Below are 24933 nucleotides of genomic sequence, written 5' to 3'. Positions count from 1 at the left end.
CCTCCCATGGCGCCCGCAAAGAAGCCCCGCGACATGCGGCTGGACTTCTTCCGGGGGCTGGCGATGTTCATCATCCTGCTGGCCCACACGCCCTTCGATCCGTGGACGCTGTGGATTCCGGCGCGGTTCGGGTTCTCGGACGCGACCGAGATTTTCGTGTTCTGCTCGGGCATGGCCTCGTCGCTGGCCTTCGGGGCGGCCTACCGCGATCACGGCTGGCCGATGGGCACGGCGCGGATCGGGTTCCGGGTCTGGCAGGTCTACTGGGCGCATGTCGGGCTGCTGCTGGTTGTGGCGCTGCTGCTGTGGACGCTGGACGCGCAGGGCTGGGGCGAGGCGGGGACGCGTTACATCGCCCGCGTGCCGATCGTGCCGCTGTTCGAGGACACCGGCCCGGCGCTGGCGGGGCTGTTCACGCTGACCTGGGTGCCCAACTACTTCGACATCCTGCCGATGTACCTGGTGATCCTGGCCCTGGTGCCGGCGGTGATGGCCGCCCATCGCGCGGGCGGGACGCCGGCCGCCGCGGCGCTGGTGGGGGGGCTGTGGCTGGCCGCGCAGTTCGGGCTGACGGATCTGCCCTCGCGCCCCTGGGCGCCGGAGATCCCGTGGTTCTTCAACCCGTTCGGCTGGGCGCTGGTGTTCTTCTCGGGCTTCTTCCTCGGGATGCGCTGGATCCCGGTTCCGCCCCGCAGCCGGGCGCTGCTGGTGCTGGCGCTGGCGGTGGTGTTGATCTCGATCCCCTTCGCGTGGTTCCGCATCCACGACGGGCAGTGGCTGCCGCAGGGCTGGCTGCTGCATGACTGGATCGCGGCCGTCCGCGCCGCGACCGAGCCGCTGTGGCGCAAGACCGAGATGGGCCTGTTCCGCTGGCTGCATTTCCTGGCGCTGGCCTACCTCGCCTGGATGATCGTGGGCCCCCGCGGTCACCGCCTGGTCGAGCCGCTGCGCCTGCCGGGGCGGCCCTCGGGCCGCTGGCTGGCGGCGGCGGCGACGGTGCTGGTCGTGACGCTGCCCTGGGCCTGGGTCGCCGACATTCAGGCCTACGCCCCCGCGCTCGACGCCTGGCTGAGCGAGCTGATGGGCCCGCGGGCCGAGGCCGCGCTGGGCTTCGACCTGTTCATCCCCGGCGAGCGTCTGAACATGACCTCCTTCGCGGCCTTCCTGGCGCTTGTCGTGCTGGGCTGGGCGGCGCTGGGGCCGGGCGGGCGCGCCTGGATCGAGACCACAGGCTGGGCCCGTTTCGTGCCGGTGGTGCGCAAGGTGGGCACCCAGTCGCTGGCGGTGTTCCTGGTCTCGATGGTGCTGGCCCAGGCGATCGGGGCGGCGCTGGACGTTGCGGGGCGCGACGGGATCACGGTGGCCCTCGGCAACCTTACGGGCTTTGGCTCGCTGATCCTGACCGCCTACGTGACCGGCTTCTTCAAGTCGCAGCCCTGGCGGCGTCCCGCGCCGGCGTCGGCCTCGGCCTCGGCCCGCCCGGCGCCTGCGACGGCCTCGAGCCGCGCCGCCGCCGCCTCGCCGGCGGAGTGACGCGGGTGGCCGGCCTCGCCTCCGCGCGCCGCCGCGCTACCATGGGTAACGGCGGGTATGCGCCCGCCGTCGCCCGCGCCCAGCGGTCCGCCGCCGCCCGCGCCTCGTGTCCAGCCGCCCGCCCCCGACCCGGCCGCCCGGCCGCCGAAAGCCAGACGAGCGACCCATGACCTACGCCCCCAACGAGGCCTTCCTTCCCCTGACGCCCGAGACCGGCGACGACCGTCCCATCGTCGTCGCCCAGCTTGGCCAGACGCTGGACGGCCGCATCGCCACGGTCACCGGCGCGTCGAAATACATCAACGGCGAGATGGCGCTGGATCACCTCCACCGCCTGCGGGCCCATGTCGACGCGGTGGTGGTGGGGGTCGGCACCGTGGCCGCCGACAACCCCCGCCTGACCGTGCGCCGCTGCGAGGGGCGCCATCCGGTGCGGGTGGTGGTCGACCCCTCGGGCCGGCTGCCGCGCGGCTGGGGCGGGCTGAGCGACGGCGCCTCCCCGGTCCTGGTCGTCACCCGAGAGGAGGCCGAGGCGCCGCCGGGCGTCGAGGCGATCCGCTTGCCCTGCGCCGAGGGCGGCTTTGCTCCGGGCGAGATCGTCGCGGCCCTGCACGCCCGCGGCCTCCGCCGGATCCTGGTCGAGGGGGGCGCGGACACGCTGGCCCGCTTCCTCGACGCGGGCGCGGTGGACCTGCTGCACATCCTGGTGGCGCCGATGATCCTGGGCTCGGGCAAGGAGGGCTTCCGCCTGAACCCGATCGAGAGCCTGGACCAGGCCCTGCGCCCCGAGACCCGGGTGCATGTGTTCGGCGACGGCGACGTGCTGTTCACCTGCGACCTGCGCCGGAGCTGGAGCCGGGCATGAGCGTCGCGGCCGCCCCCGTCTATCCGCGGATCCAGCGGGCGCTGCACTGGCTGGTGGCGCTGTGCGTGCTCGCGCTGCTGCCGCTGGGCTTCTACATCGAGGGCTACGAGCCCGAGGCGGTCGAGGCCGCCAACGCCGCGCTGGGACCGGGCGGCTTCGACCTGCTCTATGCGCTGCACAAGTCCTTCGGCCTGACCGTCCTGGGGCTGATGATCCTGCGCGTGGTGGCCCGCGCCGCGATGGGCGAGCCCGCCTACCGGACCCCCTTGCCGCGGCCGCTGCGCATCGCCTCGCACACGGTGCACATGGCGCTCTATGCGTTGCTGATCGCCACGCCGGTGGTGGGCTGGGTCGGGGTCAGCGCCTATCCCGCGCCGGCCGATTTCTGGTTCCTCGCCGATCTGGCGCTGCCCATCGGCGCCAACCGCGAGCTGTCCGAGACGCTGCTCGGCGACGTGCACGGCCCGCTTGCCATCCTGTTGATGTTCCTGGCGCTGGCCCATGTCCTCGCCGCGCTGAAGCACCGCTTCATCGACCGCGACGAGGTGATGGGGCGGATGACCGGGCGCGGATGACCGGGCGCGAGTGATCGGGCGCGGATGACCGGGCGCCGCCGGGCGGGCGCCGAGCGGGGCCGCCGCCCGCTCAGCCCTCGGGCGGCAGGGCCAGCAGATCGAGGTGGCCGATCTCGACCCGCGTCGCGGCCCGGCGGCCGGCCCGCCACTCGGCCATCTGGCGCCCGGGCAGGGCTGCGGTTTCGGCCACGGCCTCGGCCGCGCCCTCGGCGAGCGCCCGGATCAGGGCGCCGTCGCCCGCCCCCAGCCGCCAGGCGCTGTCGGCGAGCCGCACCTTCCAGCCCCGTTGCGCCAGCATCCCCGCCAGCGTCGCCCCCGCCTGAGGGCCCAGCGAGGGCCCGAACCCCTTGTCGCCGGCCTGGTGGCGCAGGAAGGCCGCCAGCGCCTGCGCCTCGTGCGGGGGGGCGGGGGACCAGGTCTCGCGCCCGTCGTAGCTGAGCGCGGCATAGACCGCGACGTCGGGCGCGAGCGCCTGCGCGAAGCGGCCCAGCCACTCGACCGAGACCAGGTCGAAGAGCGCCGAGGCCGTGACCACCCGAGCGCCGGCCACCGCCGCCTCGGGCCCCGCGGCGAGGTTGGCCGCGCGCACCCGCGCGCCGGTGCGCGCGGCGGCCTCCTCCAGCAGGGCGGCGTCATTGTCGAGCAGCGTCCACTCCAGCGCCGGCGCATAGGGGGCGAGCGCGCGCAGCGTCGCGCCGGTGCCGCAGCCGAGGTCGGTGGTGGGCAGGGCGCGCCCGCCGGACCACTCGGCGAGCTCGGCCAGCAGGCCGCGATCGCGGGCGGCCGCGTCGGCGGGCTCGCGCAGGGCGAGCCAGCTTGAGGCGAAGCTCATTGGCCCGCCGCCGCTTCGCGCAGCGCCTCGGCGGCGATCCGCGCCGCATCCTCCCAGCGCGGGGCGCGGGCGGCGCGGGCGAGCGAGGCGGCCGACATCCGCTCGCGCTCGTCCGCGTCGTCGAGCAGCCGGGCGATCGCCTCGGCCCAGGCGGCGGGGTCGCCGGGGGGCAGCAGCAGGGCGGCCCCGTCGGCGGCCTCGGGCAGGGCGCCCGCGTCGGCGGCCAGCACCGGCAGGCCGCGGGCCATCGCCTCGAGCACAACCATCCCGTAGCCCTCGTGGCGCGAGGGCAGGCAGAACAGGTCGGCCTCGGCATAGAGCTGTTCGATCTGGGCGCGCCGCAGGGCGCCGGGCAGGGCGATGCGGTCGTCGAGCCCTTCCTCGACCAGCACCCGTTCCAGCCGCTCGGCGGCCTCCGTGTCGCGGGTGACGTCGCCCGCGATCAGGCAGCGCCAGTCGCGGTCGCGAAGCTGGGCGAGCGCCGCGACCAGCGTCGGCCAGTCCTTGCGCGCGCTCAGCGTGCCCACGCCCAGCAGCAGCGGGGGGGCGCCGCGGCGGGGCGCGGGCTCGGCCGGGATCAGGCCCGGAACGGCGACGCGGATGCGGGCCGGGTCCACCCCCAACTCCCCGGCCAGCGCCGCAGCCGTCACGCGCGAGGTCGTCAGCACCGAGCGCGCCGCCCGCAGCGCCGCGCCCTCGGTTTCGAGCATCGCGCGGGCGCGCTCGGGCGGCAGGCCGGTCTCGTGGCCCAGCGGGTGATGGCACAGGATCACCAGCCGCTCGGCGAGACCCTCGGGCCAGCGCTCTGGCGAGAGCGCGCCCATCGCCAGCCCGTCGGCGAGGATCGGCCCGCGGGAGGTGGCGAGCGCCGCGGCAAGCGTGGCGCGGGCGGCCGCGGCTTCGTCGAGCGTCGGCTCGGGGAAGCCGCCGGGCAGGGGCAGGCGGCTCAGCTCGAGCCCCGCCGCAGGTCCGGCCGCGATCAGGCGTCGGTCGTACTCGTAGCCCCCGGTGGGGGTGTCGAGGTCGCCCGGGATCGCGAAGCCGACCCGCAGCAGGCCGCCCGCGCCGCTCACGGGGCGGCCTCGTACCAGGCGCGGGCGACGTGGCTTTCGTTAAGGGTGACGCGGATCCGCTCGATCCCGTCCGAGCCCACCCCCAGCTCCCCGGCGCGCGCGGCGGCCGAGAGCTGGTCGTGGACGTGTTTGGCCAGCCACTCGGTGGTGGTCAGCTCGCCGGGGAAGGTGGCGTCGAGGTTGGCGTAGTTCAGCGGCTTCAGCGCGGCCTTGAGCGCCTCGTGCGCGCGGCCGATGTCGACCACGATCCGCTCGGCCCCCAGCGTGGCGCGGAAGAAGGCCACGTCCACCACGTAGGTGGCGCCGTGCAGGCCCTGGGCGGGGCCGAACACCTCGCCGGGCAGCGAGTGGGCCAGCATCACATGGTCTCGGACCTCGACGGCGTACATGGAGCTCTCCGGATCGGGGATGGGACAGGGCGGACGCCGGCGCAGCATCGTCGGGCGGCGGCGAAGGTCAAGCGGTGCAGGGTCACGATGGCGGAAGAAGGGCGGGGGGCAAGAACGGCGGAGGAGGAACGCCGGGGCGGAAAACGGGCTGGGGAAGAAGGGGCGAAGGCGTCAGGGATAGCGCACCAGCGTCGCGATCCCTTCGGCCTCGCGCGCCAGCAGGGCGGGCAGGCGGGCGGGGAGGTCGGCGAAGGCGACCTCGGTCGAGATCAGCGCGTCGAGCGCGTCATCCTCGGCCAGCAGCCGCAGCGCCGCCTCCATGCGCCGGGCGTAGTCCCAGCGTGGCGCGCGGGCCGGCGGCAGGCGGCCCACCTGGCTCGAGACGATCGACAGGCGGCGGGAATGGAAGGCGCCCCCCAGCGGCACCGGCGTCTCGCCGGCGCCGTGCCAGCTCGCCTCGACCAGCCGACCCTCGGGCCCCAGCGTTCCCAGGGCGGTCGCCAGCCCTCCGGCGGAGGCCGAGGTGTGGATCGCCACGTCGCAGGCGCCCCCCTCGAACCCTGCGAAGGGGGCGGGGAACTCACCCGGCGATGACGTGAACTTGACGCCGAGTCGCGCGGCCGCCGCTTGGCGGGACGCCATCCTGTCGCACAGGATGACCTCGGTGCCCGGGATCCGCGCGCAGAGCCGCGCCACGAGGCAGCCGACCAGCCCCGCGCCGATCACCGCCACGCGGTCGCCGGGGCCGACGCCGGCGTCCCAGGTCACGTTGAGCGCCGTCTCCATGTTGGCGGCGAGCGCGGCGCGCGCGGGGGGCAGCCCCTCGGGCAGCGGCGTCAGGGCCGAGAGAGGGAGGCGGAAGCGCGCCTGATGGGGATGCAGAGCGAAGACCAGCCGGCCGCGCCAGTCGGGCGGGCCGTCCTCGACCCGGGCGACGGCGCAGTAGCCGTATTTCACCGGAAAGGGGAACTCGCCCGTCTGGAACGGGGCGCGCATGCGGGCGCGCTCGGTTTCCGGCACGCGGCCCTCGAAGACCAGCCGCTCGGTCCCGCGCGAGAGGGCCGAGACCTCCATGCGCAGCAGCGCCTCGCCCTCGCCCAGCGGCGCCTCGCGAAGCTCCGCCCGGCCGGGGGCCACGTAAACCAGGGCCGGCGCAGTTTCGGGCCCCGTCGCCGTCTCGTGATCGGAATTCGACTCCACGGGCTTCTGTTTCCGGCTAGGTGTGCGGGAGTCGCGAGAAAACCCGCCCCGCGCCGCACATGCAAGGGATCCGCATGAGCCAGACCGACGCCCCCCCGCCGACGACCGGCCCCCAGCCCGGCGCGGCGCCGGCCCTCACGCCCGCCGGCCTGCAGCGCAGCGGCGCGCTGACCCGGCGGCGCGCGCTGATGGCGGGCGCGAACCTCGTCTCGCTGGCCGCGGTGATCTGGGGGGCGACGCAGGTGTTCGGCGCCGGGGGGTGGAGCGCGACGGACCTCGTGATCCTCGCGTGCATCGCGCTGGGCGCGCCGTGGACGCTGATGGGCGCCTGGAACGCGGTGATCGGGCTGTGGCTGCTGCACGGCGTGCGGAACGGGATGGCGCGGGCGGCGCCGCATCTCGACGTCGATCAGACCCAGCCGATCCGGCTGCGCACCGCGGTCGTCATGACCCTACGCAACGAGGCCCCCGACCGCGCGCTGGCGCGGCTCGCCGAAATCCGCCGCTCGCTCGACGCCACGGGCGAGGGGCACGCCTACGACCTTTACGTCCTTTCGGACACCTCCGACCCCGGGATCGCCGAGGCCGAGGAGGCCGCCATGGCCCGCTGGCGCCCGCGGCTGGGCGGCGCGACCTACCGCCGGCGCACCCGCAACGACGCCTGGAAGGCGGGCAACATCCGCGACTTCCTGCGGCGTTGGGGCAAGGGGTACGAGCTGTTCCTGCCGCTCGACTCCGACAGCCTGATGGCGGGCGAGGCGATCCTGCGCATGACCCGCATCATGCAGAGCCATCCGCGCATCGGCATCCTGCAGAGCCTGGTGGTGGGCACGCCCTCGCAGTCGGCCTTCGCGCGGATCTTCCAGTTCGGCATGCGCCACGGCATGCGCAGCTTCACCATCGGCGCGGCCTGGTGGCATGGCGACTGCGGGCCGTTCTGGGGCCACAATGCGCTGGTGCGCGTGGCCCCGTTCCGCGCCCGCTGCGCCATGCCGCGCCTGCCGGGCAAGCCGCCGCTGGGGGGCTGGATCCTGAGCCACGACCAGGTCGAGGCCGCCCTGATGCGCCGCGCGGGCTACGAGGTCCGCGTGATCCCCGTCGAGGGCCCGAGCTGGGAGGACAATCCCCCCACGCTGCTCGACTTCACGCGGCGCGACCTGCGCTGGTGCCAGGGCAACATGCAGTATCTCAAGCTGCTGGCCCTGCCGGGGCTGAAGCCGATGAGCCGCTTCCAGATCTTCGCCGCCATCATGATGTATTTCGGCGCGCCCGCCTGGATGCTGATGACGCTGGCCGCCGCCGCCAAGATCGTGCTGGGCGAGGCGAACGACGTGAACCTCGCCTTCGGTCTGGCGATGTTCCTCGTGATGTTCGCCATGTCCCTGGTCCCCAAGGTCGCCGGCTGGATCGACGTGGCCCTGACGCCCGGCGGCGTGCGCGCCTACGGCGGCGCGCCGCGCTTCCTGGCGGGCGCGCTGATCGAGACCGTGTTCTCGATCCTCCTCGCCCCAGCGGCGGCGCTGCGGGTGACGATCTTCCTCATCGGCCTCGCGTTCGGCCGCACGGTGACCTGGACCGGGCAGGAGCGGGACGTGCACGCCCTGACGCCGGGCGACGCGATCCGGGGCCTGTGGCCGCAGACCCTGTTCGGCGCCGCGCTGACCGCGCTGATCGCCGCGACCGTGCCCGGCGCGCTGCCCTGGGCGGCCCCGGTGCTCGCCGGCCTGACCCTCTCGATCCCTTTCGCGCTGCTCACCGCCTCGCCCGCCCTGGGCCGCGCGATGGCGCGCGCCGGGCTCTGCGCCGTGCCCGAGGAGGCGAGTCGCCCCGATACGCTCCGCGCGCTGAGCGATGCGGCCCCCGTCGAGCGGACCCGCCCCGCGGTCGCCGCCGCCTGAGCCTGCTGCATCGCGGCGACGGATTGCACGGGGGCGCCCGTGGGCGCCGGTTCCATGCACGACCCTTGCGCGAAATCGCCCCGCCGCGGGAGGCTGTTGCGAATTTTCATGCGCGCGCGAACGAATATTGACGGCGCGCCCCGCGAGATGGTCGAGTATCGATAACTTCCCTTCGCTTGCCCGACCATGGAGTGGCCGATGATCGAGCTTCCCTACCTGCTGTTCCTGGGCGACGCGCCCGATCCCCTCGCCGCCAAGGTTGCGCAGGGGATCAAGGACTGGAACCCCGACGCCGCCGTCGGCCAGCTCCGCCTCGAGGGCTGCAACGCCGACATGAAGCTGCCCGAGATGACCATCGACCAGGCGGTCGAGGCCGGCGTGAAGACGCTGGTGATCGGCGTCGCCAACCGCGGCGGCATCATCTCGGAGAAGTGGAAGGTCGTGCTCAAGGAAGCGCTGGAGAAGGGGCTCGACCTCGCCTCGGGCCTGCACAACCTGCTGCGCGACGAGCCGGAGCTGGTCGACATCGCGAAGGCCAACGGCCGCAGCCTGCACGACGTGCGCATTCCGACGGTCAAGTATCCCATCGCCTCGGGCGTGAAGCGGACCGGCAAGCGCTGCCTCGCGGTCGGCACCGACTGCTCGGTCGGCAAGATGTACACCGCGCTCGCCATGGGCCGGGAGATGGAGAAGCGCGGGATCAAGTCCTCGTTCCGCGCCACCGGCCAGACCGGCATCCTGATCACCGGCGAGGGCGTGCCGCTCGACGCCGTGATCGCCGACTTCATGGCGGGCTCCATCGAGTGGCTGACGCCCGACAACGACGCCGACCACTGGGACCTGATCGAGGGGCAGGGCTCGCTGTTCCACGCCTCCTATTCGGGCGTGACGCTGGCGCTGATCCACGGCGGCCAGCCCGACACGCTGGTGGTCTGCCATGAGCCGACCCGCCCGCACATGCGCGGCCTGCCGGACTACAAGGTGCCCTCCATCGGCGCAGTGGCCGAGCTCGCCACCACCATGGCGCAGATGGTCAACCCCGACGCCAAGGTGATCGGCATCTCGGTCAACACCTCGGGCATGCCCGAGGCCGAGGCGATGGCCTACCTCAAGGAGCTGGAGGCGGAGTACAAGATGCCCGCCGTGGACCCGTTCCGCACCGGCGTCGGCGCCCTCGTCGACGCGCTGACGGCCTGATCGCATGGCCGGCCCGACCCTGACCGCCCGCCGGGAGGTCTTCCGTCTGCGGGAGGCCTTCACCATCTCCCGCGGCTCGCGCACCGAGCAGGCGGTGGTGACCGTCGAGGTCGCCGCCGGCGCCTTCAAGGGATGGGGGGAGTGCACCCCCTATCCCCGCTACGACGAGACCGTCGACGGCGTGATCGCGGAAATCGAGGCCCTGCAGACCCAGGGCCTCACCCGCACCACGCTGCTCGAGCGGATGCACGCGGGCGCCGCGCGCAACGCCGTCGACTGCGCCCTGTGGGACCTGGAGGCGAAGGCCGCCGGGATCCCCGCCTGGCGGCTCGCCGGCCTGCCGGCCCCCGGCCCCTGCGTGACGGCCTACACGCTGTCGCTCGCCGATCCCGACCACATGCGCCGCAAGGCCGCCGAGAACGCCTTCCGACCGCTCCTGAAGATCAAGCTGGGCGGCGAGGGCGACATGGCCCGCCTCGAGGCGGTGCGCGAGGGCGCGCCGAACGCGACGATCATCGTCGACGCCAACGAGGGCTGGACGGCGGCCGAATACGCCGAGCTCGCCCCCGCGCTGCAGCGCCTGGGCGTGGCGATGGTCGAGCAGCCGCTGCCCGCCGGGAACGACGACCCGCTGGGCGACGTCGAGCGGCTGGTGCCGGTCTGCGCCGATGAGAGCTGCCACGACACCTCGACGCTGCCCGGGCTGAAGGGCAAGTACGACATGATCAACATCAAGCTCGACAAGACCGGCGGCCTGACCGAGGCGCTGGCGCTTCGCGACGCCGCCCGGGCCGAGGGCTATCAGGTCATGGTCGGCTGCATGATGGGCTCCTCGCTCGCCATGGCGCCGGCGGTGCTGGCCGCGCAAGGGGCGGAGGTCGTGGACCTCGACGGGCCCCTGCTGCTGGCCGAGGACCGCGACCCGCCCCTGCATTACGACGCCGAGGGCGTCCACCCGTCCACGCCGGCCCTGTGGGGCTGAAGGAGCATCCCATGTCCCGCATTGTCTACGTCAATGGCGAGTATCTTCCCGAGGAAGAGGCCAAGGTCTCGATCTTCGACCGCGGCTTCCTGATGGCCGACGCAGTCTACGAGGTGTGCTCGGTGCTCGACGGCAAGCTCCTCGAGTTCGAGGGGCATGTCGCGCGCCTGCACCGCTCGCTGAGCGAGCTGAAGATGGCCGAGCCCTGCACCGACGAGGAACTGCTCGAGATCCACCGCGAGCTGGTTCGTCGCAACGAGGTGCAGGAGGGCGGCGTCTACCTGCAGGTGACGCGCGGCGCGGCGGATCGCGATTTCGCCTGGTCCAAGGACCTGACGCCGACGCTGGTGCTGTTCACGCAGGCGAAGTCGATCGAGCATTCGCCCACCGCCTCGACCGGGATCAAGGTGATCGCGATGGAGGACCAGCGCTGGGCCCGTCGCGACATCAAGACGGTGCAGCTGCTGTTCCCCTCGCTCGCGAAGATGGAGGCCAAGGCCCAGGGCAAGGACGACGCCTGGCTGGTCGAGGACGGCTATGTGACCGAGGGCACCTCGAACAACGCCTGGATCGTGACCAGGGACGGGACCATCGTGACCCGGGACCTGTCGACGGACCTGCTGCACGGGATCACCCGCGCCTCGGTGATGAAATACGCCAAGGAAGCGCAGATGAAGGTCGAGGAGCGCAAGTTCACGATCAAGGAGGCGCAGGAGGCGGCCGAGGCCTTCTTCACCTCCGCCTCCGCCTTCGTGACCCCGGTGGTCGAGATCGACGGCGCGACGCTGGGCGACGGAACCCCCGGCCCGGTGGCCAGGCGCCTGCGCGAGATCTACCTCGCCGAGAGCCGCGCCCGCGCCATCTGAGCGGCGCGCCCCCTGGCGACAGGGTCCACGGCCCCCGCGATCCGTTCGCGGGGGCCGTTTCCGTGTGGGGGGGCGGGGAGGAGGAGGCGCCGCGTCGGGCGTCGTGCGCGTGGGGGCCGGCCGCTCGCGGCGCGCGGCGGGCGGCGGCGCGCGTGGCGCGGGGTCCCGGAGGCCGAGGGGACGCCGGGAGCGCGGCGTTTCGCCCGGGATCGGCGGCGCCCGCGCGCGCGCCGGGCCGGGGCCTGCGGCCCCCTCGCGCCCGACCGCCGGCCGCGGGAACCCGCGCGACTGACCTTGCGGCGCCGCGCGCCAAGGTCGCGGTCCTCCGCCGCGGTTCCGCCACCCCGGCTGGCTAGCCGGAGGAAACCCCACCAGCGACGGAGCGCGCATGCGACGGTTTCCTCCCTCCCCTCGCCTTCCGGGCCCGTCCCGGGCGCGCCGCCTCGCGGCGGCGCTGGCGCTCGCGGCCCTGGCGGGGGGCTGCACCGGGATCGGGCCGCGGGCGGTGGTCACCGACCAGGCCGACTACGCCGTGGCCCTGCGCGACGCGCGCAAGAGCCAGCTGCTGCAAAGCATCGTCTCGGTGCGCAACGGCGACATCCCCAGCTTCGTGAGGGTCGACCAGATCGTGGCGGGCTATGAGCGGCGGGTGGCAGGCTCGGCGGGCAACGTCCTGGGCACCGACTTCCTGTTCAACAGCGATTTCAACGTCTTCGCCGAGGGCTCCTTCGCCGACCGGCCGACCTTCACGCTCAAGCCCCTGCAGGGCGTCGACTATGCCCGTGTGGTGCTGCGCCCGGTGGCGCCGGCGGACCTTCTGGCGCTGGCCTCGGGGGGCGCGGATCTGCGGGCGCTGTTCGGTCTCGCGGTGCAGAGCATCAACGGCGTGGTCAACCAGCGCCTGCCCGGACCGCCGCCCGAACCCGGAGCGAGCGGCGACTTCGACTCGCTGATCTCGGCGCTGACCCGGATGCGCGACGCCGGCCGTCTGCTGATGGAGTTCGAGCGCGATCCCGAGACCGGCGCCCCGGAGCCCTACCTGACGATCCTCGACGATCCCTCGGGGCGGGCCTCGGCCGACGCGCAGACCGTGCGCCGCCTGCTGCGCCTGCCCGAGGGGTCCGAGCGCCATCCGGTGACGCTCGCCCAGGCCCGGCGCGCCTCGGACGCGATCGCCATCCAGACCCGGCCGCTGATCGAGATCCTGACCGACGCCGGCCGCACAATCCTGGTCGAGGGCGCCGAGGAGCCGTACTTCCTGACCGGCGACTGGCGCCGCCCGCCCGGGGTGATCGTGATCCGGCGCACCGACCGCGCGCCCCTGATGCACGGCGCCTATGCCGCGACCGAATACAACGGCGACTACTACTGGATCGAGACCGACGACGCGCCCAGCAAGGCGAGCTTCGCGATGCTGATGCTGCTCGCCACGGTGATGGAGCAGACCAGTTCCGAGGCCAACCCGGTGCTGCTGATCCCCACCAACTGACCCCGCGCGGGCGGCCGCCGCGCCGGAAACAGCCGGCGCGGCGGTCGCCTCATTCCGCGGCCTGGGAGGACGCGGGGGGCTCCTCGAACAGGTTGAGGCTGCGCTGGCCGGCGGGGACCGGAGCGGCCCCGGTCCAGAGCAGGTCGGCGGGCGCGGTGCGCCCGGCCTCGCGCTTCAGACGCAGACCCTCGCGGGCGTCCTGCGACCAGGTCAGCGCCCGGGAGACGCCGATCCCGATCCAGATCCGCGCCGCCAGCGCCGAAGGCGTCACGATCAGCGTCAGCACCGTCGCCGAGCCCAGCCCGAAGACCACCGCGGTCGAGAGCTGCTTCCACCACAGCGCCGAGGGCGCGTCGACCGTGTAGCCGCCCCCGAAGAAGTCGACCGAGATGCCGAACATCATCGGCGCGAGGCCGGCCATGGTGGTGATCGTGGTCAGCAGCACCGGGCGGATGCGCGCCTCGGCGGTGCGGGTGATCGCCTCGAGCTCGGGCATCTGGCGGCGGAACTCCTGGTAGGTGTCGATCAGCACGATGTTGTTGTTCACCACGATGCCCGCCAGCGCCACGATGCCGGTGCCGGTCATGATGATCGAGAACGGCTGCTGCATGATCACCATGCCCACCAGCACGCCCGCCACCGACATCACCACCGCCGAGAGCACCAGCGCCGAATTGTAGAACGAGTTGAACTGCGCCAGCAGGATCACGAACATCAGCCCAAGCGCGCCGGCGAAGGCCTTCATCAGGAAGTCCTGGGACTCGGCCTGCTCCTCCTGGTCGCCGGTGAAGGACCACTCGACCGAGGCGGGGAACGGGGTCTCGGCCTCGATCCATTGCTGGATCTGCGCAATCTTGTCGTTGGCGTTCACGCCCTCGTCCACGCCCGCCTTCACGTCGAAGAAACGGGTTCCGTTGAAGCGGTTGATCTCGCCCAGCTTCTTGACCGGCTCGCGCTCGACGAAGTTCTCGAGCGGCACCAGCCCCGAGGAGGTGCGGATGCGCATGGTGTCGAGCGTCGAGATCACCCGATGCTCCTGCGGGTAGCGCACCCGGATCTCGATCTCCTCGTCCGAGTTGTCGGGGCGCATCTCGTCGAGCAGGATGCCGCGCGTGATCAGGCTGACCATCGGGCCGATCTGGGAGACGTCCGCGCCGAAGCGCCCGGCCTGGGCCACGTCCACGTCCAGCGCCCAGTCGATGCCGGGCAGGGGGCGGGTGTCCTCGACCTCGGCCAGGCCCTCCATCTCGGCGAAGTGATCGCGGGCGATGGCGGCGGCGTCCTGAAGCTCCTGCCAGTCGTCGCCCTGCAGGCGCAGCTGGATCGGCTTGCCCTGCTGGGGCCCCTCCTGCGCCTGGGCGACCTCGGAGATCACGCCGGGATAGGCGGCGATGGCCTCCTCGATGGTGGCCAGCACCGCGTCGCCCGAGGGCCGCGTCCCCCAGGGCGACAGCTCGAGCTGGATGCGGCCGACCGCGTCCTTGGGGGCGTTGCCGCCGCGGTCGTTCAGCCCGCCGTCGCCGGCGAAGGCGAAGACCGACTGCACGCCGTCGATGTCGAGGACGATCTCCTCGACCGCCTGCAGCAGGCGGTCGCGCTCCGAGAGCGAGAGGTTGCCGCGCGCGCGCACATAGATCACGGCGCGCTCGGGCTCGGTCTTCACGAAGAACTCGGTGCCCAGCTGGTTGGCGGGATACCACACGCCCATCACGAAGAAGACCGCCGCGAGCGACGAGCCGATAGCCACGAACGGCATCACCGGGTTGCCGGTCAGGAAGCGGATGATCCGCCCGAAGGGCGTGCGCCGGTAGCCCGCGCGCGCGGGCGGCGGCAGGCCATGCTCGCGGAACGATCCCGCCACGGCCGAAAGCTCGAGCCAGAACAGGACCAGAAGGGCGGCGAACAGGATCCGGGCGGAGGTCTCCGGCGCCTCGATCATCATGAAGGCCGCGCCGGCGGTCAGCAGCGCCATGACCGCAAAGCGCACGACGCGCGCCGGGCGCGACCAGCGCGCCTGCATCGCGGTCGAGCGACGCTCGAGCGTGCGGGTCACCCGGCCCGCGACGCCGCCCACGATGGGCAGGTAGATCAGCGCCACCACCAGGCTGGCGGACAGCACGAAGATCAGCGTGACCGGCAGGTTGCCCATGAATTCGCCCGGGATCCCGGGCCAGAACAGCATCGGCAGGAAGGCGCACAGCGTCGTCGCGGTCGAGGAGACGATGGGCCAGAACATCCGCTTGGCCGCCTCGACATAGGCGGTCATCGGGCCCGAGCCCTCCTGGATCCGCTGGTCGGCGTATTCCACCACCACGATGGCGCCGTCCACCAGCATGCCGACCGCCAGGATCAGGCCGAACATCACGATGTTGGTGATCGACATGCCGAACACGGCCAGCAGCCCGAAGCACAGCATGAACGAGGTCGGGATCGAGAACCCAACCAGCAGCGCCGAGCGCACCCCCAGGCTCGCCAGCACCACGATCATCACCAGCGCGATGGCGGTCAGGACGGACCCCTCGAGCTGGCTGACCATCCCGGCCACCTGGGTGGATTCGTCCATCGCGTAGTTGATCGAGACGGCCTCGCGCAGCGGCTCGGGCCACTCGGCGCGGGCGAGCTCGAGCTCGGCCTTCACCGCGTCGACGGTGTCGATCACCGGCATGCCCTTGCGCTTGACCACCTGCAGGGCGACCGTGGGGTGACCGTTGTAGCGCGCGGTGCCCCGCGCGTCCTCGAAGGTCAGGCGGATGTCGGCGATGTCGCCCATGGTGACGATGCGGTCGCCGTTGACCTTCACCGGCAGGTTGTAGACGTCCGAGGCGTCCTCGAACGAGCCCGGCAGCTTCACCGAATACTGGCCCGAGCCGCTCTCGACCGCGCCGGCGGCGACCAGGGCGTTGTTGTTGACCACCACCTGCACCAGCTCCTGGCCGGTGACGTCGTAGGCCTCGAGCTTGAGGGGGTCGATGACCACCTCGAGCATCTCCTCGCGGTGACCGGCGAGCCCGGCCTCGAGCACCTCGGGCAGGCCCTCGAGGCGCAGCTGCAGGTCCTTGGAGACCTTGAGCAACGTGCGCTCGGGCACGTCGCCCGACAACGCCACCACCAGGATCGGGAATTCCGAGAAGTTGAACTCGTCGACCTCGGGCTCTTCGGCGCCGGCGGGGAACTCGACCTTGGCGGTGTCCACGGCCTCGCGGACGCTGGCCATGGTGGCGGTCTTGTCCCAGCCGAACTCGAACTGCAGCAGCAGGCCCGCGTAGCCCTCCGAGGCGAAGGAGGTCATCTTGTCGAGCCCGTCGATCGAGCGCAGCTCCTGCTCGAGCGGCTTGACCATCAGGCGTTCGCTGTCCTCGGCGGTGATGCCGGGGAAGGGGGCCGAGATGAACACCATCGGGATGTCGATGTCCGGCTCGCCCTCCTTGGGCAGGCCGACATAGGCGAGCGAGCCTGCCCCGATGGTCAGCAGGATGAAGGCGAAGATCATTCGCGCCCGGGCCGCGGCCCAGTCGATCATGCCGGTCATGCGGAAGATCCGTTCATGCTGAAATCGAGCGCGAGGCGCGAAGCGGTGGCCGAAACGGGGCCAGACGGGAGGCCGGCTGCGGGTCGGGTCATTGCGCGCCCTTCCAGTCCTTCCACGTGACCTCCAGCGCGCGGCCGTCGGCCACGAACTCCTGGCCCACGTAGATGACCGCGGTTTCCGCGGGCAGGCCGGTCAGCCAGATGCCGTCCTGGTCCTCGCGCAGGATCTCGGCGCCCAGGAACTTCGCCTCGGGCCCCTCGGCGCCCTCGACCACGGCGCGCACGCCCAGCACGCCCGAGTCGTCGAGCGTCAGCGCCGACTGCGGGACGAGGTGAGCCTCGTCGGAGGCCACGGGGATCAGGATCTCGGCGGTGACGCCGTCGCGAACGCTCTCGTCGGCGTTGGCGGCCTCGACCTCGACGCGGAAGGTGCGCGTGGTCTCGTCGGCCGAGCGCGAGACGAAGGCCACCTGGCCGGCGATGGTGCGGCCGCCCACCAGGCGCGCGTGGGCGGGCATCCCGGGCGCCAGCTGGTCGACCTCGGATTCAGGCACGAAGCCCACGACCTTGATCGGGTCGAGCGAGATGATCGTGGCGCAGACGTCGCCGGTGCGCACGAGGGAGCCGATCTCGGCCGAATCCGTCTCGAGCACGCCCGAGAACGGGGCGGCGAGCTCCAGCCGCTCGATGTCGAGCTGGATGACGCGGACCGCGGCGCGCGCGGCCTCGAGCGCGGCGCGGCGGGCCTTGGCGGTGTTCTCGGCGGTCAGGCCGCGCTGGGCGAGGGTCTCGGCGGCCTCGGCGTCGGCCTCGGCCTGGCCCAGCCTGGCCTGCATTTCGGCGAGCTGCGCCTCGCGCGAGCCGGAATCGAGCCGGCAGAGCACCTCGCCGACCGTGACATGGGCGCCGGCGCGCAGCGGATCGGAGACCACAAGGCCCGCGGTTTCGGCCTTCACCTCGACCAGGCGGTGGGCCTCGGTTCGGCCGCGCAGGACGATGGCGTTGCGCACCGCTTCGGCCTGGCTGGCGAAGGCCACGACCTTCACCGCGGGCGCCTGGGCGTTGCGGTCGACGCCTGCGGCGGGCGCGTCCACGGCGGCGACCTGCTGGCCGCTGGCGGGCACGATCCAGAACCAAAGCCCGACGCAGACGGCCAGCGCCATCAGAACGGGAACCAGTCTCATCAAAGACGCCTTTCGTCCGCCGGCGGGCGCCGGCTCTCGATCCTTGCCGGCGGCTGCCGGCGATTTGCCATTGCCGGCGAGCGCCGGCGACTGACCCTGCCGGCGGCTGCCGGCCCCTCAACACAGGGCCGTGGAGGCCCCCCCTCTCACGCCGCAGGCGACTCGATCCGTCGGCCTAGATGGCGCGCACGTAAACTTCGCGCAACCTTGCGCCGCATCGGATCGACATCTATACGCAAAACCGCGTTCAACGGATCGCGGAAAGGCGGAAAAACCGCCGCGAGGCGCCGCTCCGGCCACGCGACACGACGCCCGGAGGGGGCTGACGCAGCGGCGAAGGCCGCCGCGCCGCGCCGCCGGCGCGAACCGACGCGCCCGCAGGGGCGACGACACGATGCCCTCGGGCGAGCGGGGACGGCTCCGCCCCTCTGGGTGGGGAACCGCTCCACGGGGGCGCGCGAAACGACAAGGGATCCGATACGTGGCCGACAGGGACTCCTTCATCGACGAGGTCTCGCAAGAGCTTCGCCGCGACCGGATGCTGACGGCCTGGCGGCGCTGGGGCCCCTGGGTCGTCGGCGTCGTGGTGCTGGCGGTGGCCGGCGCGGGCGTCGCCACCTGGCTCGACCAGCAGGACGACGCCTCGGCCCGCGCCGCCGGCGCCCGGCTGATCGAGGCCGCCGACATCCCCGACGCCTCCGAGCGGGCCGAGGCCTTCGGAACCCGCGCCGCCGCGCTTGACCCCGGCGCCGCGGTCATCGCGCGACTCTCGCAGGCCGGCGCCCTGGCGGACGCCGGAGAGCGCGACGCGGCCATCGAGGTCCTCGACGGGATCGAGAGCGACGGCGCCGCCGACCCGCTCTACCGCGATCTCGCCGGCTTCAAGGCCGCGCTGCTGCGCGCCGAGGACCTGGACCCCGCCGCCCGCGCCGACGCGCTGACCGCCTACGCGGCCGAGGGCGAGCCCTTCCGGCTGCTGGCGCTCGAGGCCCGCGCCGTGGCCCGGCTCGAGGCCGGCGACCGGGACGGCGCGCGCGAGGACGTGAGCGCGGCGCTGGGCGACCCGATGCTCAGCCCCTCGCTGGGGCAGCGGCTGACCCAGCTCCAGCAGCTTCTGGGCGGAGGCGAGGGATGATGCGGCCGGTTCTGCTGACGGCTCTTGCGGCGGCGCTGGCGCTCGCAGGCTGTTCCGACGACGACGACCCCCGCCTGCCGGGAGAGCGGATCCCGATCCGCGCCGCGGCCGATCCCACGCTGCCCACGCCCACGCCGCGGGCGCTGCCTGCGGTGCAGGGTTCGCCCGACTGGACCCATCGCGGCGGCGGGGCCCAGCGCTCGGGCGGCCGGCTGGAGGCGCCGGCCTCGCTGTCGCTGGCCTGGCGCGTGTCGGCCGGCGCCGGCGCGGACGAGCGGATCCCGATGGCGGGGCCCGTGATCGCCGACGGCGCGGTCTTCGTGCGCGACGGCGAGGCGGGGGTCGAGGCCTTCACCACCGCGGGCGCCGACAAATGGTCCGTGGACCTGACGCCCGAGGGCGAGCGCGCCCGTGTGGGCTACGGCGGCGGCGTCGCCTTCGCCGACGGCAAGCTCTTCGTCACCGACGGCTTCGGCCAGCTGACCGCGCTGGACGCGGCCAGCGGCGAGGAGCTGTGGCGGGTGAAGGGGTCGGCCCCCTACCGCGCCGCGCCGACCGCGCGCGGAGGCATGGTGGTGGCGGTGAATCGCGCCGACGTCGCCGCGGGCTTCGATGCGGCCACCGGCGAGAAACGCTGGGAGATCGAGACCGGCCTGCCCAACGCCGGCAATCTCGGCGGGGCCGCGCCCGGGCTTGCCACCGACGTGGCGGTGCTGCCCTTCGGCTCGGGCGAGGTGATGCTGGTGCGCACCGGCCCGGGGTTCCGGGTGTGGACGGCGACGGTGGTCTCGCTGGGCTCGACCTCGGGGCTCTCGGCCTTCTCCGACATCACCTCCGACCCGGTGCTGGCGCCGGGGCCGCTGGTGATCGCGGGCAACGCCGGCGGCGCGCTGGCGATGTTCGACGGGCGCAACGGGCGGCGCGTGTGGCAGCGCGACTTCGGATCCCTGTCGCCGGTGTGGGCGGCGGGCGAGACGCTGTATGCCGTGACCACCCAGCCCGCGATCGTGCGCCTCGACATCCAGACCGGCGCCACGCTGTGGCGCACGCCGCTCGACGCGCGCGAGGATCCCGACGACGCCGCGACCGGCATCGTCTACGGCGGTCCGGTGCTGGCGGGGGACCGGGTGCTGGCGACCTCGTCCGACGGGCGCCTGCTGAGCTTCGACGCCCAGACCGGCGCGCCGGGCCAGGTGATCGAGATGCCCGGCGGCTCGCGCACGGGGCCGGCGGTGGCCGGCGGAACCGTGTATGTTCTGACCGACGACGGCGACCTGCTCGCCTATCGTTGAGGGCCCCTCCGGATCGGACCGGGCCGGATTTCTCTTTGGACCGGCCGGGACGGCCGGAATGGTGACGCGGTGTTCAAGCTCGCGATCGTCGGGCGGCCCAACGTGGGCAAGTCGACGCTGTTCAACCGCCTGGTGGGCAAGCGCCTGGCGCTGGTCGACGACCAGCCCGGCGTCACGCGCGACCTGCGCGAGGCCGAGGCGCGGCTGGGCGACCTGCAGTTCATGGTGATCGACACCGCCGGCCTCGAGGAGGCCGACGCCGAGTCGCTGCCCGGCCGCATGCGCGCGCTGACCGAGCGGGCGGTCGACATGGCCGACGCCTCGCTGTTCCTGGTCGACGCGCGCGCGGGCCTGCTGCCCCAGGACGCCACCTTCGCCGAGATCCTGCGCCGCAAGGGCGCCCGCGTGCTGCTGGGCGTCAACAAGGCCGAGGGCCGGCAGGGCGCGGACGCGGCGCTGGAGGGCTGGAGCCTGGGCTTCGGACAGCCGATCCCCCTCTCGGCCGAGCATGGCGAGGGCATGGGCGACCTCTACACCGCCCTGCAGGAGGCGATGCAGGAGGTCGAGGCCCAGCGCGCCGCCGGCGCCGTGGACCTCGAGATCGACGAGGACGGCGCGTTCGACGAGGACGACGAGGCGATCGAGCCCGGCGCCCCGGAGAAACCCATCCAGATCGCCGTGGTCGGCCGGCCGAACGCCGGCAAGTCGACGCTGATCAACAAGATCCTGGGCGAGGACCGCCTGCTGACCGGCCCCGAGGCCGGCATCACCCGCGACGCGATCTCGGTCGAGATCGACTGGGCGGGGTCGCGGATGCGGATCTTCGACACGGCCGGCATGCGCAAGAAGGCCCGCGTGCAGGAGAAGCTCGAGAAGCTCTCGGTCTCCGACGGTCTGCGGGCGGTGAAGTTCGCCGAGGTCGTGGTGGTGCTGGTCGACGCCGACAAGCCCTTCGAGACCCAGGACCTGCGCATCGCGGACCTTGCCGAGCGCGAGGGCCGCGCGGTGGTGATCGGGGTCAACAAGTGGGACCTGGTCGAGGACCGCCAGGGCGCGCTGAAACTGCTGACCGACGAGTTCCAGCGCCTGATGCCGCAGCTCTCGGGCACGCCGGTGGTGCCGGTCTCGGCCCTGTCGGGCGAGGGGCTCGAGCGGCTGCGCGCGGCGATCCTCAAGGCGCGCTCGCGCTGGGAGATGCGGATCTCGACCGCCAAGCTGAACCAGTGGCTGGGCGAGATGACCTCGTCCCACCCGCCGCCCGCGCCCGGCGGGCGACGGATCAAGCTTCGTTACATGACCCAGGCCAAGACCCGGCCGCCGACCTTCATCGCCTTCTGCTCGCGCCCCGAGGTGCTGCCAGACAGCTACAAGCGCTTTCTGGTGAACGGGCTGCGGCGGGACTTCGGGATGCAGGGCACGCCGATCCGGCTTGCCTGGCGCAAGGGCGAGAACCCCTATGAGGGGAAGCGCAAGAAGCGCTGAGCGAGGCGAGGAGGCGCCCTGCGGGCGGGCTTGGCTGCGTTGCGAGGGGGGCCGTGGAGGCGCCCGGAGGGTCGAGGGGGGGGGAGCCTCCGGCGGGCTCCTGACTCACCAAAGAATAGGCGCTTTGCGAGGCGGGTTCGGGCGTGGCGCCAGGGGCGCCAGGCCGGCGAGGGCAGGGGGCGCGAGGGGGCGTCGTCGGGGGCGTGGGTTTCGAGGCCGGGTTCGACCGCGAGGGCAGGGCGAGGGATTCGGGCGTGGGCGGGTCCCCGGGGCTCGCGGCGCTTGCCAACCCGGGGACGGCGCGCGAGGCTCCGCGTCGATCAGACTGGGAGGACGATCAATGGACCTGTTTCCCGCCGGACGCCCCGCCGCCCGCGCCGCCGCCGACCATTTCACCGGCGAGGTCTGGCAGGAGCCGATCAACAGCGCCCCGGCGCCCGCCCGCGTCGCCTCGATCCGGGTGACCTTCCTGCCCGGCGCGCGCACCAACTGGCACACCCATCCCTTCGGGCAGACCCTGTTCGTGGTCTCGGGCTTCGGGCGGGTCGGCACGCGCGGCGGGCCGGTGCGGGTGGTGCGGCCCGGCGACACGGTCTGGTTCGCGCCGGGCGAGGAGCACTGGCATGGCGCCGCCCCCGACAGCCCCATGGCCCATATCGCCATGCAGGAGAAGGACGACGGGCGCACCGCCGACTGGCTGGAGCCCGTGGCCGAGGACGACTATCTCAAGACCCCCGAATAGGCCGAACCCGGGGCAAGGGACGCGGGGGGCGCGCCTTTCCGCGTCCGCCTCGCTGCCGAAGGGTCCCGCGATGCCCGCCCCACACGCCGAGCCCCAGGGATGAGCGGCCCGCGCAGCGCGCCGCGGGCGCTGATCTGGGCAAACCTCGCGTTGCTGATCCTGTTCCCGCTGGCCTGGGCCGCGCCGCTGGTCGAGGCGGGGCTGATCCCGTTCCTCGACGGGGAGACGATCTCGATCCTCTCGGGCGTCGCCGCGCTGTGGGCGGACGAGCCCCTGCTGGCGGGGCTGGTCGGCCTTTTCGGCGTCGCCATGCCCTACGCCAAGACCCTGGCGCTGGCCGGCGTCCACTTCGGCAGGCTCAGCTCGCGCTGGCTGCCGGCGCTGGAGGTGCTGGGCAAGCTCTCGATGGCCGATGTTTTCCTGGTGGCGCTGGCGGTGATCGTGGCCAAGGGCGTCGGCTGGGGCCGCGTCGAGACCGCCTGGGGGCTGCCGCTGTTTGCGGGCTGCGTGCTCGCCTCGCTGGCGATCTCGCTGGCCACCGGGCGGGCGCGGCGCTGACGCCACGGGCGGGCCGCGCCGACGCCCCGCAGGGCTTCCCTTGGCGCGCGGTTCGGCGCAGAACCCCCTCATGGCCAAGAACGCCCCGATCTTCGTGTGCGCCGAGTGCGGCGCCATCCACGCCCGCTGGACCGGGCGCTGCGACGGCTGCGGCGCCTGGAACTCCGTGCAGGAGGAGACAGGGGTCGCGGCCTCGCTGCCCAAGTCGGTGGGCGTCTCGCGCACCGGCAAGACGCGCGCCGCCGCGCTGGTCTCGCTGGAGGGGGAGGAGCCCGCGCCTCCCCGCCTCTCGGCCGCGGTCGAGGAGCTGGACCGCGTGCTTGGCGGCGGACTGGTGCCGGCCTCGGCCGTGCTGGTGGGCGGCGATCCGGGGATCGGCAAGTCGACGCTGCTGCTGCAGGCCGCCGCCGCCTTCGCCCGGCAGGGGGCGAAATGCGTCTATGTCTCGGGCGAGGAGGCGACCGCCCAGATCCGCATGCGGGCCTCGCGCCTCGGGTTGCAGCAGGCGCCGGTGTCGCTCTCGGCCGAGACCGACCTGAACGCGATCCTCGCCATGCTCGAGACCGAGAGGCCGATGGTCGCCATCGTCGATTCGATCCAGACCATGTGGCTCGATTCGGTCGAGAGCGCGCCGGGCTCCGTCTCGCAGGTGCGCGCGGCGGCCCATGCCCTGACCGCGTTCGCCAAGCGTCGCGGCTCGGCCGTGATCCTGGTCGGCCACGTCACCAAGGAGGGGCAGATCGCCGGTCCCCGCGTGGTCGAGCACATGGTCGACACCGTGCTCTATTTCGAGGGCGAGCGCGGCCACCCGTTCCGGATCCTGCGCGCGGTGAAGAACCGCTTCGGCCCGGCCGACGAGATCGGGGTGTTCGAGATGACCGGCAAGGGCCTGGCGCAGGTCTCCAACCCCTCGGCGCTGTTCCTCTCCGAGCGGGGGCGCGAGGCGCCCGGCGCCGCGGTGTTCGCGGGCGTCGAGGGCACGCGCCCGGTCCTGGTCGAGATCCAGGCGCTGGTCGCCCCCTCGCCGCCGGGCTCGCCGCGGCGCGCGGTGGTGGGCTGGGACAGCTCGCGGCTGGCGATGATCCTTGCGGTGCTCGAGGCGCGCTGCGGCGTGGCGCTGTCGGGCAACGACATCTATCTCAACGTCGCGGGCGGCCTGCGGGTGACCGAGCCGGCCGCAGATCTCGCGGTCGCGGCGGCGCTGCTCTCGGCTGCGGGGGGCGATCCGCTGCCCCCCGAGGCGGTCTATTTCGGCGAGATCAGCCTCTCGGGGGCGGTGCGCCCCGCCCCCCAGGCCGACACCCGTCTGCGCGAGGCCGCACGTCTCGGCTTCAACGTCGCGTTCGCGCCTTCGCAGGTGAAGCCGGGGGCGAATTCTGGCATGACGGTTCGACGAATCGAGCATCTCTCGACCCTTGCGGGCGAAGTGCTTGGCGAGGATGGCCCCGGGGTGGGGTCGGGAAAAAACCGAACCGGAACGGGTCGAGGGGACCAGCAGGCATGAGCTTCACGATCGTCGACGGCGTGGTCCTGGCGGTGCTGGCGCTGTCAGGCATCCTGGCGTGGTCGCGCGGGCTGACGCGCGAGGCGCTGGCCATCGCCGGCTGGATCGTGGCGGCCGCGGCCGCGCTCTACGCCGCGCCCTTCCTCGAGCCGCTGCTGCAGGAGATCCCGGTCGCCGGCGAGATCCTGGCCGGGGCCTGCACGCTCTCGAAGCTGGCGGCCTTCTCGGTCGCCTTCGCCATCGTGCTGATCCTGCTGTCGGTGTTCACGCCGCTGTTCTCCTCGGCGGTGCAGGAGAGCATCCTGGGGCCCGTCGACAAGGCGCTCGGCTTCGTCTTCGGGGTGCTGCGGGGGCTGGTGCTCGCGGCGGTGGTGTTCCTGATCTACGATCAGGTGGTGCCGCCCTCGGACCGGCTGGCGATGGTCGATCAGTCGCGCTCGGTGGCGATGATCTCCGAGGCCGCGGACCTGATCTCGGAGCGTCTGCCGACCACGCTGCCCGACTGGGCGCTGAACCCGATCAACGGGCTGATGCAGGAGTGCGGCGGGGTCCCGGCGCTCTCCGACGCGCAGGAGGCCTGAGACGCCCCGGCCGCGCGGTCCCGGGGGC

The 24933-nt window shown here is 73.1% G+C and carries 21 protein-coding genes; 15 read left to right on the top strand and 6 right to left on the bottom strand.

The window, feature by feature from the left end:
* Positions 1-33: 33 nt before the first annotated feature.
* The 3 genes from opgC to AAC134_RS07485 all read left to right on the top strand — a co-directional run bounded on the left by opgC (position 34) and on the right by AAC134_RS07485 (position 2973).
* Positions 34-1533, top strand: a complete 1500-nt coding sequence (opgC, locus tag AAC134_RS07495) for an OpgC domain-containing protein (RefSeq protein ID WP_339948448.1) — start codon at positions 34-36, stop codon at positions 1531-1533.
* Positions 1534-1699: 166 nt separating this feature from the next.
* The gene (locus AAC134_RS07490; RefSeq protein ID WP_339948447.1) at positions 1700-2398 is read left to right on the top strand and encodes a RibD family protein; all 699 of its coding nucleotides are present in this window, start codon (positions 1700-1702) and stop codon (positions 2396-2398) included.
* Positions 2395-2973, top strand: a complete 579-nt coding sequence (locus AAC134_RS07485) for a cytochrome b/b6 domain-containing protein (RefSeq protein ID WP_339948446.1) — start codon at positions 2395-2397, stop codon at positions 2971-2973. The genes AAC134_RS07490 and AAC134_RS07485 overlap by 4 nt, the downstream gene beginning before the upstream one ends.
* 70 nt (positions 2974-3043) lie before the next feature.
* Here AAC134_RS07485 and AAC134_RS07480 read toward each other — a convergent pair whose 3' ends face one another.
* From AAC134_RS07480 to AAC134_RS07465, 4 genes are all read right to left on the bottom strand, one after another.
* Positions 3044-3805: a class I SAM-dependent methyltransferase gene (locus AAC134_RS07480; protein WP_339948445.1), complete on the bottom strand. Its 762-nt coding sequence runs from the start codon at positions 3803-3805 to the stop codon at positions 3044-3046.
* Positions 3802-4878: a glycosyltransferase family 4 protein gene (locus tag AAC134_RS07475; RefSeq protein WP_339948444.1), complete on the bottom strand. Its 1077-nt coding sequence runs from the start codon at positions 4876-4878 to the stop codon at positions 3802-3804. The genes AAC134_RS07480 and AAC134_RS07475 overlap by 4 nt, the downstream gene beginning before the upstream one ends.
* On the bottom strand, positions 4875-5267 hold the full coding sequence (locus tag AAC134_RS07470; protein ID WP_339948443.1) for a 6-carboxytetrahydropterin synthase: 393 nt from the start codon (positions 5265-5267) through the stop codon (positions 4875-4877). Before AAC134_RS07470 ends, AAC134_RS07475 begins: the two co-directional genes overlap by 4 nt.
* A gap of 171 nt (positions 5268-5438) precedes the next feature.
* Positions 5439-6467 carry a zinc-binding alcohol dehydrogenase gene (locus tag AAC134_RS07465; RefSeq protein ID WP_339948442.1) on the bottom strand — a complete coding sequence of 343 codons (1029 nt, stop codon included), beginning with the start codon at positions 6465-6467 and terminating at the stop codon, positions 5439-5441.
* 74 nt (positions 6468-6541) lie between these two features.
* Here AAC134_RS07465 and mdoH point away from each other — a divergent pair, with 74 nt between their 5' ends.
* From mdoH to AAC134_RS07440, 5 genes are all read left to right on the top strand, one after another.
* Complete coding sequence (mdoH, locus tag AAC134_RS07460) at positions 6542-8365, top strand: glucans biosynthesis glucosyltransferase MdoH (RefSeq protein WP_339948441.1); 1824 nt, start codon at positions 6542-6544, stop codon at positions 8363-8365.
* A 198-nt stretch (positions 8366-8563) separates the two neighbouring features.
* A complete protein-coding gene (gene dgcN, locus AAC134_RS07455) occupies positions 8564-9562 on the top strand; it encodes an N-acetyltransferase DgcN (protein ID WP_339948440.1) in 999 nt (332 codons plus the stop codon).
* A gap of 4 nt (positions 9563-9566) precedes the next feature.
* Positions 9567-10544: an N-acetyl-D-Glu racemase DgcA gene (gene dgcA / locus AAC134_RS07450; RefSeq protein ID WP_339948439.1), complete on the top strand. Its 978-nt coding sequence runs from the start codon at positions 9567-9569 to the stop codon at positions 10542-10544.
* Between the two features lie 11 nt (positions 10545-10555).
* On the top strand, positions 10556-11410 hold the full coding sequence (locus AAC134_RS07445; RefSeq protein ID WP_339948438.1) for a D-amino-acid transaminase: 855 nt from the start codon (positions 10556-10558) through the stop codon (positions 11408-11410).
* Between the two features lie 388 nt (positions 11411-11798).
* On the top strand, positions 11799-12899 hold the full coding sequence (locus tag AAC134_RS07440) for a hypothetical protein (protein ID WP_339948437.1): 1101 nt from the start codon (positions 11799-11801) through the stop codon (positions 12897-12899).
* A gap of 49 nt (positions 12900-12948) precedes the next feature.
* Here the strand turns inward: AAC134_RS07440 and AAC134_RS07435 are convergent, their stop codons facing one another.
* Positions 12949-16428 carry an efflux RND transporter permease subunit gene (locus AAC134_RS07435; RefSeq protein WP_339948436.1) on the bottom strand — a complete coding sequence of 1160 codons (3480 nt, stop codon included), beginning with the start codon at positions 16426-16428 and terminating at the stop codon, positions 12949-12951.
* Between the two features lie 88 nt (positions 16429-16516).
* Positions 16517-17611, bottom strand: coding sequence for an efflux RND transporter periplasmic adaptor subunit (locus AAC134_RS07430; protein WP_339948435.1), 1095 nt, complete (start codon positions 17609-17611; stop codon positions 16517-16519).
* Positions 17612-18092: 481 nt separating this feature from the next.
* Here AAC134_RS07430 and AAC134_RS07425 point away from each other — a divergent pair, with 481 nt between their 5' ends.
* The 7 genes from AAC134_RS07425 to AAC134_RS07395 all read left to right on the top strand — a co-directional run bounded on the left by AAC134_RS07425 (position 18093) and on the right by AAC134_RS07395 (position 24905).
* The gene (locus AAC134_RS07425; protein WP_339948434.1) at positions 18093-18746 is read left to right on the top strand and encodes a hypothetical protein; all 654 of its coding nucleotides are present in this window, start codon (positions 18093-18095) and stop codon (positions 18744-18746) included.
* The gene (locus AAC134_RS07420) at positions 18743-20038 is read left to right on the top strand and encodes a PQQ-binding-like beta-propeller repeat protein (protein WP_339948433.1); all 1296 of its coding nucleotides are present in this window, start codon (positions 18743-18745) and stop codon (positions 20036-20038) included. Before AAC134_RS07425 ends, AAC134_RS07420 begins: the two co-directional genes overlap by 4 nt.
* 69 nt (positions 20039-20107) lie before the next feature.
* Positions 20108-21520 (top strand): ribosome biogenesis GTPase Der, encoded by a 1413-nt coding sequence (gene der, locus AAC134_RS07415; RefSeq protein WP_339948432.1) that lies wholly within the window; start codon positions 20108-20110, stop codon positions 21518-21520.
* A 340-nt stretch (positions 21521-21860) separates the two neighbouring features.
* Complete coding sequence (locus tag AAC134_RS07410; RefSeq protein ID WP_339948431.1) at positions 21861-22262, top strand: cupin domain-containing protein; 402 nt, start codon at positions 21861-21863, stop codon at positions 22260-22262.
* Positions 22263-22361: 99 nt separating this feature from the next.
* Complete coding sequence (locus AAC134_RS07405) at positions 22362-22820, top strand: paraquat-inducible protein A (RefSeq protein ID WP_339948430.1); 459 nt, start codon at positions 22362-22364, stop codon at positions 22818-22820.
* Between the two features lie 70 nt (positions 22821-22890).
* On the top strand, positions 22891-24324 hold the full coding sequence (gene radA / locus AAC134_RS07400) for a DNA repair protein RadA (protein WP_339948429.1): 1434 nt from the start codon (positions 22891-22893) through the stop codon (positions 24322-24324).
* The gene (locus tag AAC134_RS07395; protein WP_339948428.1) at positions 24321-24905 is read left to right on the top strand and encodes a CvpA family protein; all 585 of its coding nucleotides are present in this window, start codon (positions 24321-24323) and stop codon (positions 24903-24905) included. Before radA ends, AAC134_RS07395 begins: the two co-directional genes overlap by 4 nt.
* Positions 24906-24933: the final 28 nt, after the last annotated feature.

The organism is uncultured Albimonas sp., assembly GCF_963977235.1.
In the GTDB taxonomy this organism is placed as follows: domain Bacteria; phylum Pseudomonadota; class Alphaproteobacteria; order Rhodobacterales; family Rhodobacteraceae; genus Albimonas.
The sequence above is the reverse complement of the archived record's forward strand: the minus strand, read 5'-3'. Positions and strand labels throughout refer to the sequence as shown.

Bases quoted from the DNA above. Each gene is read 5' to 3' on its own strand.
- AAC134_RS07405 (WP_339948430.1), top strand. From the start codon at position 22,362: ATGAGCGGCCCGCGCAGCGCGCCGCGGGCGCTGATCTGGGCAAACCTC.
- dgcN (WP_339948440.1), top strand. From the start codon at position 8,564: ATGATCGAGCTTCCCTACCTGCTGTTCCTGGGCGACGCGCCCGATCCC.
- mdoH (WP_339948441.1), top strand. From the start codon at position 6,542: ATGAGCCAGACCGACGCCCCCCCGCCGACGACCGGCCCCCAGCCCGGC.
- AAC134_RS07485 (WP_339948446.1), top strand. From the start codon at position 2,395: ATGAGCGTCGCGGCCGCCCCCGTCTATCCGCGGATCCAGCGGGCGCTG.
- opgC (WP_339948448.1), top strand. From the start codon at position 34: ATGCGGCTGGACTTCTTCCGGGGGCTGGCGATGTTCATCATCCTGCTG.
- AAC134_RS07420 (WP_339948433.1), top strand. From the start codon at position 18,743: ATGATGCGGCCGGTTCTGCTGACGGCTCTTGCGGCGGCGCTGGCGCTC.
- AAC134_RS07480 (WP_339948445.1), bottom strand. From the start codon at position 3,805: ATGAGCTTCGCCTCAAGCTGGCTCGCCCTGCGCGAGCCCGCCGACGCG.
- AAC134_RS07445 (WP_339948438.1), top strand. From the start codon at position 10,556: ATGTCCCGCATTGTCTACGTCAATGGCGAGTATCTTCCCGAGGAAGAG.
- AAC134_RS07435 (WP_339948436.1), bottom strand. From the start codon at position 16,428: ATGACCGGCATGATCGACTGGGCCGCGGCCCGGGCGCGAATGATCTTC.
- dgcA (WP_339948439.1), top strand. From the start codon at position 9,567: ATGGCCGGCCCGACCCTGACCGCCCGCCGGGAGGTCTTCCGTCTGCGG.
- AAC134_RS07470 (WP_339948443.1), bottom strand. From the start codon at position 5,267: ATGTACGCCGTCGAGGTCCGAGACCATGTGATGCTGGCCCACTCGCTG.
- AAC134_RS07430 (WP_339948435.1), bottom strand. From the start codon at position 17,611: ATGAGACTGGTTCCCGTTCTGATGGCGCTGGCCGTCTGCGTCGGGCTT.
- AAC134_RS07395 (WP_339948428.1), top strand. From the start codon at position 24,321: ATGAGCTTCACGATCGTCGACGGCGTGGTCCTGGCGGTGCTGGCGCTG.
- AAC134_RS07490 (WP_339948447.1), top strand. From the start codon at position 1,700: ATGACCTACGCCCCCAACGAGGCCTTCCTTCCCCTGACGCCCGAGACC.
- radA (WP_339948429.1), top strand. From the start codon at position 22,891: ATGGCCAAGAACGCCCCGATCTTCGTGTGCGCCGAGTGCGGCGCCATC.
- AAC134_RS07440 (WP_339948437.1), top strand. From the start codon at position 11,799: ATGCGACGGTTTCCTCCCTCCCCTCGCCTTCCGGGCCCGTCCCGGGCG.
- AAC134_RS07410 (WP_339948431.1), top strand. From the start codon at position 21,861: ATGGACCTGTTTCCCGCCGGACGCCCCGCCGCCCGCGCCGCCGCCGAC.